14 protein-coding genes are annotated in these 12,212 nt (G+C 72.4%); 9 read left to right on the top strand and 5 right to left on the bottom strand.

Features of this window, described 5'->3' with window-relative positions; translation table 11 throughout:
* Nucleotides 1-13 precede the first annotated feature (13 nt).
* Both ACFVTX_RS12690 and rpsO read left to right on the top strand, forming a co-directional pair.
* Nucleotides 14-622, top strand: a complete 609-nt coding sequence (locus ACFVTX_RS12690) for a TetR family transcriptional regulator (RefSeq protein WP_386900606.1) — start codon at nucleotides 14-16, stop codon at nucleotides 620-622.
* Between the two features lie 122 nt (nucleotides 623-744).
* A complete protein-coding gene (gene rpsO, locus ACFVTX_RS12685) occupies nucleotides 745-1,014 on the top strand; it encodes a 30S ribosomal protein S15 (RefSeq protein ID WP_022890935.1) in 270 nt (89 codons plus the stop codon).
* 129 nt (nucleotides 1,015-1,143) lie between these two features.
* On the opposite strand, the gene ACFVTX_RS12680 is transcribed toward rpsO, so the two are convergent.
* Nucleotides 1,144-1,689, bottom strand: coding sequence for a CGNR zinc finger domain-containing protein (locus ACFVTX_RS12680; protein WP_386900604.1), 546 nt, complete (start codon nucleotides 1,687-1,689; stop codon nucleotides 1,144-1,146).
* 101 nt (nucleotides 1,690-1,790) lie between these two features.
* Here ACFVTX_RS12680 and ACFVTX_RS12675 point away from each other — a divergent pair, with 101 nt between their 5' ends.
* The 3 genes from ACFVTX_RS12675 (at nucleotide 1,791) to ACFVTX_RS12665 (ending at nucleotide 4,447) form a co-directional block, all read left to right on the top strand.
* Nucleotides 1,791-2,855: a DMT family transporter gene (locus tag ACFVTX_RS12675; protein WP_386900603.1), complete on the top strand. Its 1,065-nt coding sequence runs from the start codon at nucleotides 1,791-1,793 to the stop codon at nucleotides 2,853-2,855.
* 9 nt (nucleotides 2,856-2,864) lie between these two features.
* The gene (locus tag ACFVTX_RS12670) at nucleotides 2,865-3,752 is read left to right on the top strand and encodes an LLM class flavin-dependent oxidoreductase (protein WP_386900601.1); all 888 of its coding nucleotides are present in this window, start codon (nucleotides 2,865-2,867) and stop codon (nucleotides 3,750-3,752) included.
* Between the two features lie 77 nt (nucleotides 3,753-3,829).
* The gene (locus tag ACFVTX_RS12665) at nucleotides 3,830-4,447 is read left to right on the top strand and encodes a hypothetical protein (RefSeq protein WP_386900599.1); all 618 of its coding nucleotides are present in this window, start codon (nucleotides 3,830-3,832) and stop codon (nucleotides 4,445-4,447) included.
* Nucleotides 4,448-4,456: 9 nt separating this feature from the next.
* Here ACFVTX_RS12665 and trxA read toward each other — a convergent pair whose 3' ends face one another.
* Nucleotides 4,457-4,855 (bottom strand): thioredoxin, encoded by a 399-nt coding sequence (gene trxA, locus ACFVTX_RS12660; protein ID WP_386900597.1) that lies wholly within the window; start codon nucleotides 4,853-4,855, stop codon nucleotides 4,457-4,459.
* Between the two features lie 311 nt (nucleotides 4,856-5,166).
* Here trxA and ACFVTX_RS12655 point away from each other — a divergent pair, with 311 nt between their 5' ends.
* The 3 genes from ACFVTX_RS12655 (at nucleotide 5,167) to ACFVTX_RS12645 (ending at nucleotide 8,715) form a co-directional block, all read left to right on the top strand.
* On the top strand, nucleotides 5,167-6,672 hold the full coding sequence (locus ACFVTX_RS12655; RefSeq protein ID WP_386900595.1) for a M28 family metallopeptidase: 1,506 nt from the start codon (nucleotides 5,167-5,169) through the stop codon (nucleotides 6,670-6,672).
* Nucleotides 6,673-6,865: 193 nt separating this feature from the next.
* Complete coding sequence (locus ACFVTX_RS12650) at nucleotides 6,866-8,086, top strand: LLM class flavin-dependent oxidoreductase (protein ID WP_386900593.1); 1,221 nt, start codon at nucleotides 6,866-6,868, stop codon at nucleotides 8,084-8,086.
* Nucleotides 8,083-8,715, top strand: a complete 633-nt coding sequence (locus tag ACFVTX_RS12645) for an FMN reductase (RefSeq protein ID WP_386900591.1) — start codon at nucleotides 8,083-8,085, stop codon at nucleotides 8,713-8,715. Before ACFVTX_RS12650 ends, ACFVTX_RS12645 begins: the two co-directional genes overlap by 4 nt.
* A 70-nt stretch (nucleotides 8,716-8,785) precedes the next feature.
* On the opposite strand, the gene ACFVTX_RS12640 is transcribed toward ACFVTX_RS12645, so the two are convergent.
* Together ACFVTX_RS12640 and ACFVTX_RS12635 are read right to left on the bottom strand one after the other, a co-directional pair.
* Nucleotides 8,786-9,394: a DedA family protein gene (locus tag ACFVTX_RS12640; protein WP_386900590.1), complete on the bottom strand. Its 609-nt coding sequence runs from the start codon at nucleotides 9,392-9,394 to the stop codon at nucleotides 8,786-8,788.
* A gap of 127 nt (nucleotides 9,395-9,521) precedes the next feature.
* The gene (locus ACFVTX_RS12635; protein WP_386900588.1) at nucleotides 9,522-9,728 is read right to left on the bottom strand and encodes a dodecin family protein; all 207 of its coding nucleotides are present in this window, start codon (nucleotides 9,726-9,728) and stop codon (nucleotides 9,522-9,524) included.
* Between the two features lie 185 nt (nucleotides 9,729-9,913).
* Between ACFVTX_RS12635 and ACFVTX_RS12630 the strand changes: the two genes are divergently transcribed.
* A complete protein-coding gene (locus tag ACFVTX_RS12630) occupies nucleotides 9,914-11,908 on the top strand; it encodes a GDSL-type esterase/lipase family protein (RefSeq protein WP_386900586.1) in 1,995 nt (664 codons plus the stop codon).
* 45 nt (nucleotides 11,909-11,953) lie between these two features.
* Here the strand turns inward: ACFVTX_RS12630 and ACFVTX_RS12625 are convergent, their stop codons facing one another.
* A complete protein-coding gene (locus tag ACFVTX_RS12625; RefSeq protein ID WP_386900584.1) occupies nucleotides 11,954-12,157 on the bottom strand; it encodes a DUF5302 domain-containing protein in 204 nt (67 codons plus the stop codon).
* Nucleotides 12,158-12,212: the final 55 nt, after the last annotated feature.

The raw sequence follows: 12,212 nt of genomic DNA, 5'->3' as shown, positions 1-12,212 counted from the left end.
TGGAGGGGTGAACATGGATGCCTCGGAGCCGACCCGTCGGCCGAGCGCGCCGCGCGGACGACCGGTCGAAGTCGACCCCGAGCAACTCGCCGCGATCGCCCTCGCACTCTTCGACGAACGCGGCTTCGACCTCGTGACCATGGCTGACATCGCCGAGGCCGCCGGGGTGAGCCGGCGCACGCTGTTCCGCTACTACCCGTCGAAGCCAGACCTCGTCTGGGGCGGATTCGACGAGGCCATCGCCCGGTTCGAGGCGTCGCTCGCGGCGGGCGCGGACTCGGGGATCCGAGACGATTCGGCGCCGCGCATCGCCGAACTGCACCGCGCCTACGTCGCGATCGCCGAGTTCCCGCCCGAGCTCCTCGAGGTCACCCGCCGGCGTCTGCGCATCATCGACGAATACCCCGCGGTGCTCGCGCACGGTCTCGCGAAGTTCGGCGCCGTGCACGAACTGCTCGAGCCCTTCCTCGGCGAACCCGGCTCGCTCGAGGCGCACCTCCTCGCCGACCTCTACGTCACCACCGGCTTCAGCGCGATGCGCTGGTGGGCGCGCAGCGGCACCGGAACGCCGGCCGCGGCGGTCGACGGCGCGCTCGCGGTGCTCGAGGGGGAGTTCGGCTGAGGCCGAACGCCCTCCGGTTGGTCTGGTAGAGTATTCAGGTTGCCGTGAATCGGCCGCGCATCAAGAGAGCCCAGGCATTCTGCCCCGGGCAGCGCGCAACAAGAAGAAAGGGGATCCCATCTATGGCACTCGAAGCAGACGTCAAGAAGGCGATCATCGAAGAGTACGCGACGCACCCCGGTGACACTGGATCCCCCGAGGTTCAGATCGCGCTCCTCACGAAGCGAATCAAGGACCTCACCGAGCACCTGAAGGCGCACAAGCACGACCACCACTCGCGTCGTGGCCTGCTGCTCCTCGTCGGTCAGCGTCGTCGTCTCCTCGGCTACCTCGCCGATGTCGACATCGCGCGCTACCGCTCGCTCATCGAGCGTCTCGGGCTGCGCCGCTAAGCGGAGTAGTCTCGCGCGGCTCTCGAAGACACCGCGAACTTCTTGCGAAGGCCCCCACCGACTCGGTGGGGGCCTTCGTCATGTCCGGATGCCGCGGGGCGGGGGCCCGAGCGCACCGGCGGGTGCGGCTCAGCTCGCCCGCGCCCGGTGCGCGCGAGCCGCCATGCGGTTGCCGCAGCGGGTGCTGCAGTAGCGGCGCGAGGCGTTCTTCGAGAGATCGACGTAGACGCCCTCGCAGTCGTCGGCGTCGCAGACGTGCAGGCGCCGCGTCTCGTCGGCGCGCACGACGTCGACGAGCGCCATCGCCGCCTCGACGAGCATGCGTTCGGCGAGCGGCGCATCGAGCGAGGTGGCGTGGATGTGCCAGTCGGCGGTGTCGTGCCGGACGAGGCGGGGGAGTGCGTTCGCCACTTCGAGGATGTCGTTCACGGCGCCCGCGAGCTCATCGCGGGGAAGTGACCAGACGGCGCGCATGCGCGCCCGGGCCTCGCGCACCTCGGCGAGCTCGGCGGCGTCGCCGTCGCGTCGGCCCGAGTAGTTCCAGCGGTCGATGAAGTCGGTCAGCTGCCCGCGCGTGACGAGTTCGTCGTCGCCCGATTCGGAGGCTTCGGCGACGGTGTCGGCGAGTGCGGCCATGAACTCGAGCGCGGCGACCGTGTCATCGGTGAAAATCATTTGACTCCTGACGGCTTCGGGAGGTACTGTCACGAGCATAACGGTGTTCGCTCATGACGCCGGGAGAATCCCCAGACATTCGGAAAGCGCAGGAGGCGATCATGGCGGCACGACGCGGCGGGGTGCTCGGCATCACCCTCGGGCTCGCGGCAGGGCTCGCGTTCGGCATCGGCGGCGTCTTCGTGAAACCGCTGCTCGAGAGCGGCTGGACCCCCGGCGCCGCCGTGCTCGCGCGCATCTCGATCGCCGCCGTCCTCCTCGCGATCCCCGGCGTCGTCGCCCTCCGCGGCGACTTCGGCCGGCTCTGGCGTGCGAAGTGGACGATCCTGCTCTACGGCCTCGTCGCCGTCGCGGGCGTGCAGTTCTTCTTCTACGCCTCCCTCCAGCGCATCCCCGTGTCGATGACGCTCCTCATCGAGTACCTCGCACCGATCGCGCTCGTGCTCTTCGCCTGGGCGCGCACGCGCCGCGTGCCGCAGCCGGTCGTCATCGGCGGCTCGGTGCTCGCGCTCGCCGGCCTCGTGCTCGTCATCGGTCCCGGCGGCGGCGACCTCGACGTGCTCGGCATCGCCTTCGCCGCGCTCGCGATGATCGGCGTCTGCGTCTACTACGCGATCGGCGAGTCGGCCGCGGCCCAGCTGCCGCCCGTCTCCCTGATCGCGGCGGGCTTCGTGGTCGGCGCGATCGCCCTGGCGCTCGCGGGGCTCACCGGGCTCCTGCCGATGCACGTCGCGCTCGGCGAGGTCGCCTTCCTCGGCTCGGATGTCCCGTGGTTCGTGCCGCTCATCGCGGTGGGCCTCGTCTCGACCGCGTTCGCGTACACCGCGGGCATCGCCTCGATCCGACTCCTCGGGGCGCGGCTCTCCTCCTTCCTCGGGCTCTCCGAGGTCGTGTTCGCCGCGATCGCCGGCTGGATCCTGCTCGGCGAGGTGCTCGGCCCGCTGCAGATCCTCGGCGGCGTGCTCATCCTCGCGGGCATCGTGTGCGTGAAGCTCGAGCGGCCCAGGGCGGCGACGGCCGAGGTGCCGGGCGGAGTGCCCGAGGCATCCGAACCAGCCTTCCCGGCACCGCTCGGTGCCGAACCGGTGCCGATCACCGCCTCGATCCCGCTCGTCGCCGACCCGGCCCCCGAACCTCCGCTGCCCGACCCCTCACGAGCGGCATAGGCTACGGGAATGCGCTTCGGCATCGTCATCCTGCCCCAGTTCGACTGGCCCGAGGCCGCGCGCTACTGGCGCGCGGCCGAGGAGTACGGCTTCGACCACGCATGGACGTACGACCACCTCGCGTGGCGCACCCTCGCGGGGGAGCGCTGGCACGCGACCATCCCGACGCTCACCGCGGCCGCGATGGTGACGAGCCGCATCGGCCTCGGCACCTTCGTCTCGCACCCGAACTACCGGCACCCCGTGCCGTTCGCGAAGGACGTCGCCACCCTCGACCAGATCTCGGGCGGCCGGGTGCTGCTCGGCGTCGGCTCGGGCGGCACCGGTTTCGACGCGACCGTGCTCGGCGAGCCGCTGCTCAGCCCGCGCCGGCGTCACGACCGCTTCGACGAGTTCGTGCGCGAGCTCGACACGCTGCTGCGCTTCGAAGAGCCCGGATCCGACGGCATCTCGTTCGCCGGCGAGTGGTTCACGGCCGACGGCGCACGCATGGTCGGCGAGCCCGCGCAGCGGCCCCGCACCCCGTTGCACCTCGCGGCGAACGGCCCGCGCGGGCTCGCGCTCGTCGCCGAGCTCGCCGAGGGGTGGATCACCACGGGCAGCGACGACGACGACACCGAGGTGTGGTGGCGGGCGTCCGCCGAGCTCTCGTCTCGGCTCGACGACGCCTGCCTGGCCGCAGGCCGCGCGCCCGGCGAGATCACGCGCACCCTCTCGCTCGACTCGGGGTCGCGGACGACGCTCGCGAGCATCGACGCATTCGAGGACGCCGTGGGCCGGGCCCGCGAGATCGGCTTCACCGACGTGGTCGTGCACTGGCCCCGCACCGAGGGGGTCTACGCCGCCGACGAACGGGTGCTCGACGAGGTCGCCGCGCGGCTCGACGCCCTGCGCTGACGGCGACGCCGTGGCATCCGTGCCGTGGCCGTCTCGCCGTGCGAGGGGCACCCTCGCCGCCGCGATAATCTGAAGAGATGTCCGCGCCCCGCCGAAAGCCCCTCCTTCGCTGGGAGCCGCTGCCGTTCCTCGTCGTCCTCGTGCTGCTCATCGCAACCGGCGGGGTGCGCCCCGACTCGCCGCCGTGGCTGTTCTGGCCGTTCAACGTGGTGCTCGTGGCGTCGCTCGTGTGGCTCGTCGCCGTGCTCGTGCGCGGGCGTCGCCGCACGAACCCCGATCAGTGGGGCGACCTGCGGACGCTCGACGGGCTGGAGCTCGTCGAGGCGCAGGCGTTCGAGCGCGCCGTGCGGCAGGTCGCGCCCGTCGCCGACAGCTACCGGCACCAACCCGCGATCGACCTCGCCCTGCTGCACGGCGGCGCCGACCAGCACGCCGTGCTCGTGCCGCGCGCGAGCCGCTGGCTGTCGATGCGGTACCGCGTCGGGGTGCAGCTCGTCGGCGGCGGCACGCCCCGGCACGCCGGGTTCCTCCCCGAGAAGGTGGATGGCACGTGGCGCGAGCTCCTCGACGGGCTCGCCCTCGACGGGCGCTACGTTCGGGTGCCCGCCCGCATCACGGGCGACGCGCGACCGCACGGCGTCGAACTCGATCTCGGCGGGCTCGAAGCGCTCGCCCGACCGGCCGACACCGTCTGATCGCGCGGCTCAGGCGCCGGCGACCTGCTGGGCCTCGTCGGCGTCGGCCGCTTCCTGCGCGGCGAGCTGCGCGCGCACGTCGTTCATGTCGAGGGCGCGCACCTGCGAGACGAGCTCGTCGAGCATCGGGCGCGGGAGGGCGCCGGCCTGCGCGAACACGCCGATGCCGTCCTTGAAGGCCATGATCGTCGGGATCGAGGTGATGTTCATCGCCGCGGCCAGCTGCTGCTGGTCTTCGGTGTCGACCTTCGCGAAGACGAGGTCGGGGTTCGCCTCGGCGGCGGCCTCGTAGTTCGGCGCGAACTGGCGGCAGGGGCCGCACCACTCGGCCCAGAAGTCGACGAAGACGGTGCCCCCCTCGAGGATCGTCTGCTCGAAGGTCTCAAGGGTGAGTGCGACGGTAGCCATCGTGCCAGCCTAGGCGACGCCGCTGAACGGGCGCCGGGTGTTCGCTGTGGGCGGGCCGATGGCGGGCCGCATGGCGGCTCCGATGGGTGGGGCGGTCCGGGGCGTCCCGTCCGACCGAACGGTCGGCGACGTACCCCGCCGCGGGGGCTATTGCGGGCGGCCATCTCGACATAGGCTCTCGATCGGCGGGGCCTCGACGAGGAGACCCCGGAATGGAAGGGAACACGATGTACCCATCTGCACCACTTTCAACCAGGGCGAAAGGCGCGGCGGTCGCGACCGTCGCGATCGCGGCTCTGGCGTTCACCCCCGTGGCCACCGCGCAGGCGGCACCGACCGTCGCGTGCGACACCCGCAACAACAACACGGTCGCGAAGCTGCTCGAGTGCGTCGACGCCGACGCAGTGATCGACCACCTCGAGGAGCTGCAGTCGATCGCCGACGCGAACGGCGGCAACCGCGCCGCGGGCCTGCCCGGCTACGACGCGAGCGTCGAGTACGCGAAGGGCGTCCTGACGGCCGCGGGCTGGTCGGTGACGACGCAGACCTTCGACTTCACGTTCGTCGGTGCGTCGAAGCTGCAGCAGGGAGCGAACGACTACCAGACGGCGCCGATGACCGGCAGCGGCTCGGGCGACGTCACCGCGACGGCGACGCCGATCGACCTGCAGCTCGGCCTCGGCAACACGAGCACGAGCGGTTGCGAGCCCGGTGACTTCGCGGGCTTCACCGCGGGCAACATCGCGCTCATCCAGCGCGGCGGCTGCACCTTCGGCGTCAAGGCGTTGAACGCCGAGGCGGCCGGCGCGGCCGGCGTCGTCATCTTCAACCAGGGCAACACCGCTGCAGAAGACCGCTCGGGCTTCTTCACCGGCACCCTCGGCGGGAACGACATCGTCGACATCCCGACGGTGAGCGCGAGCTACGCCGACGGCGTGCAGATCTCGACCACGGCGGTCCCGACGCGCGTCTTCGTGCCGGCGCCCGAGCAGCGCCCGCAGCAGAACATCATCGCGGAGCTGCCCGGTCGCACGAGCGACAACGTCGTCATGGCGGGTGCGCACCTCGACTCGGTGCAGCGCGGCCCCGGCATCAACGACAACGGCAGCGGCAGTGCGTCGCTGCTCGCGGTCGCCGAGAAGCTGTCGAAGCTGAAGCCCGAGAACACGATCCGGTTCGCGTTCTGGGGTGCAGAGGAGAGCGGCCTGATCGGGTCGACGCAGTACGTCGCGTCGCTCAGCCAGGCGCAGAAGGACGACATCGCCCTCTACCTCAACTTCGACATGGTCGGTTCGCCGAACTACATCCAGATGGTGTACGACGCCGACCAGTCGAGCTGGCCGGCGCCCGTCACGGTTCCGCCCGGGTCCGAGGCGATCGAGGACCTCTTCGAGAGCTTCTACACGGGGCGCACCATCGCCTACGACGACGCCGAGTTCAGCGGCCGCAGCGACTACCAGGCGTTCATCGTGGCAGGCATCCCCTCGGGCGGCCTGTTCACGGGCGCCGAGGTCGTGAAGACGGCCGAGCAGGCGGCGATCTGGGGCGGCACGGCCGGTGAGTCGTACGACCAGTGCTACCACCAGGCGTGCGACACGATCGACAACGTCAACCGCACGGCGCTCGACCAGAACGTCGACGCCATCGCTACCGCGGTGCTCGCGTACGCGTACTCGACGCAGTCGGTGAACGGTGTCGCAGGGAAGAACGTGCCCGGCGGCCTCACGCTGCCGGCGCCCGCCGGCCCCGAGCAGACGGTCAACAACCCCGGTGGTGGCGGGCTCGCCCACGACCACGGCCACGGCGACGTGGACTGATCGCCGTCGATCGACCGAGCGGGGCCCGTCGCGTCTGCGGCGGGCCCCGCTCCGTGCGCGCGGACGCCGTGTCGCGGCATCCGCGAAAAGCCCGGAACGAAAGCGGGAATAGTGTGGCTGGGACATCCGTTGGAGTCGATGTATGCAAACGCATATAATTGCGGAACAGAACGGACCACCCAGGAGGGGCGCCATGCAATTCGGAATCTTCACGGTCAGTGACATCACCGCCGACCCGACCACCGGGCGCACGCCGACCGAGGCCGAGCGCATCCAGGCGACCCTGACGATCGCCAAGCACGCCGAAGAGGTCGGCCTCGACGTCTTCGCACTCGGCGAGCACCACAACCCGCCGTTCTGGTCGTCGTCGCCGACCACGACCCTCGCCTACATCGCCGGGCAGACCTCCACGCTGCAGCTCTCCACCGCGACCACGCTCATCACCACGAACGACCCGGTGAAGATCGCGGAGGACTACGCGATGCTGCAGCACGTCTCGGGCGGACGCGCCGACCTCATGCTCGGCCGCGGCAACACCGGCCCCGTCTATCCGTGGTTCGGCAAGGACATCCGTCAGGGCCTGCCCCTCGCGGTCGAGAACTACGAGCTGCTGCACCGCCTGTGGCGCGAGGACGTCGTCGACTGGTCGGGCAAGTTCCGCACCCCGCTGCAGGGCTTCACCGCGACGCCGCGCCCCCTCGACGGCGTGCCGCCGTTCGTCTGGCACGGTTCGATCCGCACCCCCGAGGTCGCCGAGCAGGCCGCCTTCTACGGCGACGGCTTCTTCGCGAACCACGTGTTCTGGCCCGCCTCGCACACCCAGCGCATGGTCGCCCTCTACCGTCAGCGCTACGAGCACCACGGCCACGGCACCGCGGCGCAGGCGATCGTCGGCCTCGGCGGCCAGGCGTTCATGCGCAAGAACTCGCAGGACGCGATCAACGAGTTCCGCCCCTACTTCGACAACGCGCCCGTGTACGGCCACGGCCCGAGCCTCGAGGACTTCATGCAGCAGACGCCGCTCATCGTCGGCAGCCCGCAGCAGGTCATCGACCGCACGCTGAGCTTCCGCGACTACGTCGGCGACTACCAGCGCCAGCTGTGGCTCCTGGATCACGCCGGCCTGCCGCTCAAGACCGTGCTCGAGCAGCTCGACCACCTCGGCGAGGTCGTCGCAGTGCTCCGCGAGGAGTTCGCGAAGGACCGCCCGGCCGAGGTGCCGGATGCCCCGACGCACGCCTCGCTCGTCGCCGCGAAGTACGGCGACGCGGCCCCCCGACAGGCGACCCCGAAGGCCAACCGCGGCGACAACCTCGCCGGCCCCTCGCCCTACCAGGACGCGGCAGCCGTCGAGGCGAAGCCCGCCGGCTCCGCGTTCGGACCCGCGGCGACCCGTCAGGGGGTCGCCCGATGACCGCGAAGAAGATCGTCGTCGTCTCGGCGGGGCTCTCGACGCCGAGCTCGACCCGGCAGCTCGCCGACCGGCTCGCCGCCGACGCGGTCTCGGTGCTCGCCGAGCGCGGCGTCGCCGCCGAGGTGCAGACGTTCGAGCTGCGCGAGCTCGCGCACGACATCACCAACCACCTGCTGCTCGGCTTCGCGCCGCCGAAGCTCGAGGCCGCGCTCGACGCGGTCGCCTCGGCCGACGGGCTCATCGCCGTGACGCCCATCTTCACGACGAGCTACGCGGGGCTGTTCAAGTCGTTCGTCGACGTGATCGACCCGCAGGCGCTCACCGACCTGCCGGTGCTGCTCGGTGCGACCGGCGGCACGCCGCGCCACTCGCTCGCGATCGACTACGCGATGCGTCCGCTGTTCACCTACCTGCACGCCGTCCCGGTCACGACCGGCGTGTTCGCGGCGACCGGCGACTGGGGCGGGGCCGAGGGCGACGGGGTGCGTTCGCTGCCCGACCGCATCTACCGCGGCGCGAAGGAGTTCGCCGAGCTCGTCGAACGGACCGACCGCTCGGAGCTCGTGAACGACCCGTTCCAGCTCGACCGGCCGATGGGGCACCTCATCGGCGGGCTCGCGGGGGAGTAGCCGGCGAAGGGAGGGCGGGCGGGCCGAGAAGGCCCGCCCGCCCTTCGCGGTGCATCCGACCCGAGCGGGTTCAGACTGGGTCGCGGTGCTCGCCGCCCCCTCGACCGCCTCCGACGAGCCGATCGACGACGAGCCCGAGCGCGATCGCGAGCGGCACCGAGATGGCGATCGCGAGGAGCGGCGAATCGCCCACCACCCGGCCCACCGCTGCGCCGATGGCGACGTTGTACCCGGCCCACGCGAGCCCCGCGGCGGCCGAGAGCGGAAGATACCGGCGCAGCGGCACGCCGCCGGCACCTGCCGCGAGGTTCACGGCGATCCGGGCGAACGGCACGTACCGCGCCGTGAAGACGAGCACCGCCGTGCGGCGATGCACCGAGGCGCGCGCCGCCGCGAGCGCCGCAGCGACCCGGCCGCGCCGCTGCCAGCCCCACCGATCGAGCCCGACCCGCCGACCGATCAGGTAGCAGAGCCCGTCGCCGATCATCGCGCCCGCGGCCGCGACCGGGATGACGAGTGCGGGCGACGGCTCGCCCGTCGTCGCGGCGAGCGCGCCGAGGGCGACCACGAGCGTCTCGCTCGGCAGCACGACGAGGAACGCGTCGCCGACGACGAGTGCGAAGAGCATGGCCAGGATCCACGGCGACGCCGCGAGCTGCCCGATCCACGCGTCATCCACGCAGCCCTTCTACCGGGCGACGGTGAACGCGAGGCGACCGCCGGGCGACGCGAACGCGACAGCGCGCGCGGCGACGGCCGCGACGGCGCGCGGCCGCCACGGTCGCCCCGCGGTCGCCCCTCGGCCGTCAGTCGTCGAGCACGAAGGTCACCTCGAGGGTGACCGACCAGGCGGTGATCCGCCCGTCGCTCGCCTCGACCTTCTGCTCCTTCACCCAGGCGCCGCTCACGTTGCGGAGCGTCTCCGACGCGCGGGCGACGCCCGCGGCGACGGCGTCGTCGAAACTCGTCTCCGAACGGACGGTGATGGTCGTGACACGTGCGACGGAAGCCATGGCATTCCTCCTCGAATCCGGTGCTGCGTCGTTGCCTCCCGCCCATCATGCGCCCGACGGGCGTCGAGCGCGAGGGGTTGCCTGCAGGTGCACGGCGGCGAACACCCGTCGACCGCCGGGTGAACCCTTCGCGATCGGGCCCGTTCCGGCGTGCCGGCGGCCCCGGCGGGCCTCACGCTGGAGGCGTGAAGGTCGTCCTCCTCGCCGAATCGTTCCTCCCGCACATGAACGGCGTGACGCACTCGCTGCTGCAGGTGCTGCGCCACCTCGAACGGCGCGGCCACGAGGCGCTCGTCGTCGCACCCCGCTCGGGCCCCGTCGACCGCACCCTGTACGGCGACGCCCGCACGGTCCTGCTGCCCTCGGTGCCGTTGCCGAGCTACCCGGAGGTGCGGGTGACGCTCGCCGGGGCGGCGAAGCTCACCGCGATCATCCGCGAGCACCGCGCCGACGTGGTGCACCTCGCCTCGCCGTTCGTGCTCGGCTGGCGCGGCGTGCTCGCCGCCGAGGCGGCCGGGGTGCCGTCGGTCGCGGTCTATCAGACCGACGTGCCCGCCTACGCCGAACGTTACGGGGTGCCCGCTGCGGAGCCCGCGCTCACCCGCCACCTCGCGAAGCTGCATCGGCGTGCGAGCCTGACCCTCGCGCCGTCGAGCTCGGCGCATGAGCGCCTCGCCTCGCTCGGCGTCGAACGCCTGCGGATCTGGCGTCGCGGCATCGACACCGAACGCTTCACTCCCTCACGGCGCGACGAGGCGTGGCGCCGCCGCGTCGCGCCCGGCGGCGAGACGATCGTCGGGTACGTGGGCCGCCTCGCCGCCGAGAAACAGGTCGACGACCTCGCCGCGCTCGCCGGGATGCCGGGGGTGCGGCTGGTGATCATCGGCGACGGGCCGGCGCGCGCGGCGCTCGAGCGGAGCCTGCCGCAGGCGGTGTTCCTCGGGTTCCTCGGCGGCGACGAGCTCGCACGGGCGACCGCGAGCCTCGACGTCTTCGTGCACCCCGGCGAGCACGAGACCTTCTGCCAGACCGTGCAGGAGTCGCTCGCGAGCGGCGTGCCCGTCGTGGCCACCGGCCGCGGCGGCCCCCTCGACCTCGTCGAGCAGAGCCGAAACGGCTGGCTGTACCGACCAGGCGATCTCGCCGAGATGCGGTCGCGCGTGCAGGACCTCGCTGGCGACGCCGCGAAGCGGCGCGCCTTCGGCGAGCACGCGCGCGCCTCGGTGCTCGGGCGCGGTTGGGATCGTCTCGGCGACGAGCTCATCGGGCACTACGAGGATGCCGCGGGGGCAGCCGCGACCACGGTGGACCGCCCCACGGGGCGTGCGGCGGGCCCCGTGGGGGAGCGGCGCGGCGCCGTGACATCCGATCCGACCGTACCGCTCCGCCCTCGCCGCTACGTCGCCGTCGGCGACTCGCTCACCGAGGGCCTCTGCGACACCTCGCGCACGCCCGACGGCGGGTACCGCGGCTGGGCCGACCGACTCGCGATGCTGCTCGCGCTCGCCGCGCCGCAGGGTGCACCGCCGGTCGCCTACGCGAACCTCGCCGTGCGCAGCCGCAAGGTGCGCGACGTCGTCGACGACCAGCTGCCGCGCGCGCTCGAGCTCCGCGCCGACCTCGTCTCGGTGCTCGTCGGCGGCAACGACCTCGTCGGGCGACGGGTCGACCCGGAAGGGCTCGCCCTCGAGCTCGGCGAGGCCGTCGGCCGCGTGCGCATGAGCGGTTGCGAGGTGCTGCTCGTGACCCCGTTCCTGCCGCCGCGGCCCGAGGCGCGCGTGCTCGCCGCCCGCTTCGATCGCTTCAACGCCGTGCTGCGCAAGGTCGCTGCACGCCACGGCGCACGGGTCGTGGACCTCGCCGCCGAGCCGTCGCTCATCGCCCGCGACCGCTGGGCCGAGGACCGCGTGCACCTCAACTCAGCCGGACACCGGGGGCTCGCGTACGCCGCGGCGCGCGTCGTCGGCATCCCCGACGCCGAAGCGCTCGGCGCGCTCGAACTCGCCCTGCACGCCGAACCGGGGGATCCGCGCGAACTCGGCGGACTGGCCTGGCTGCGGCATCACGTCGCGCCGTGGGTGCTGCGCCGGCTGCGGGGTCGCGCCGCGGGCGACGGCATGCAGGCCAAGCGCCTCGCGCTCGAACCCGTCGCGGTGCCGCCGCGGGTGCGCGCACGCTGAACGGGCCCGGCCTCGCCGGGCCTCGGGCCTCCGGACCGGGTCGGCTCAGCCGCTCTTCCGGCGGAACTCCCGCTTGTGGTCGGCGGGGCCCTGCGTGTGGTTCGCCGCGCCCGAGCCGTCGAGGTGCGCCTCGCCGCCGCGGCGCTTGGACGCCTGGTTCTTGCGCTCGAGCGCCTCGCGGAACTTGCGCTTCGTCTCCTCGGAGGCGCTCGGCGTGCTGTTCGGCGTGCTGTGCTCGTCGGAAGTCATGGGTTCGAGTCTGGCACGGATGCCGCGGGGCGGGGGCCGGCGAACACGCCGACCA

The organism is Agromyces sp. NPDC058136 (genome assembly GCF_042884375.1).
In the GTDB taxonomy this organism is placed as follows: Bacteria; Actinomycetota; Actinomycetes; order Actinomycetales; family Microbacteriaceae; genus Agromyces.
This window is presented reverse-complemented; position numbering and strand designations above follow the sequence as displayed.

Bases quoted from the DNA above. Each gene is read 5' to 3' on its own strand.
- ACFVTX_RS12690 (WP_386900606.1), top strand. From the start codon at position 14: ATGGATGCCTCGGAGCCGACCCGTCGGCCGAGCGCGCCGCGCGGACGA.
- rpsO (WP_022890935.1), top strand. From the start codon at position 745: ATGGCACTCGAAGCAGACGTCAAGAAGGCGATCATCGAAGAGTACGCG.
- ACFVTX_RS12680 (WP_386900604.1), bottom strand. From the start codon at position 1,689: ATGATTTTCACCGATGACACGGTCGCCGCGCTCGAGTTCATGGCCGCA.
- ACFVTX_RS12675 (WP_386900603.1), top strand. From the start codon at position 1,791: ATGGCGGCACGACGCGGCGGGGTGCTCGGCATCACCCTCGGGCTCGCG.
- ACFVTX_RS12670 (WP_386900601.1), top strand. From the start codon at position 2,865: ATGCGCTTCGGCATCGTCATCCTGCCCCAGTTCGACTGGCCCGAGGCC.
- ACFVTX_RS12665 (WP_386900599.1), top strand. From the start codon at position 3,830: ATGTCCGCGCCCCGCCGAAAGCCCCTCCTTCGCTGGGAGCCGCTGCCG.
- trxA (WP_386900597.1), bottom strand. From the start codon at position 4,855: ATGGCTACCGTCGCACTCACCCTTGAGACCTTCGAGCAGACGATCCTC.
- ACFVTX_RS12650 (WP_386900593.1), top strand. From the start codon at position 6,866: ATGCAATTCGGAATCTTCACGGTCAGTGACATCACCGCCGACCCGACC.
- ACFVTX_RS12645 (WP_386900591.1), top strand. From the start codon at position 8,083: ATGACCGCGAAGAAGATCGTCGTCGTCTCGGCGGGGCTCTCGACGCCG.
- ACFVTX_RS12635 (WP_386900588.1), bottom strand. From the start codon at position 9,728: ATGGCTTCCGTCGCACGTGTCACGACCATCACCGTCCGTTCGGAGACG.
- ACFVTX_RS12625 (WP_386900584.1), bottom strand. From the start codon at position 12,157: ATGACTTCCGACGAGCACAGCACGCCGAACAGCACGCCGAGCGCCTCC.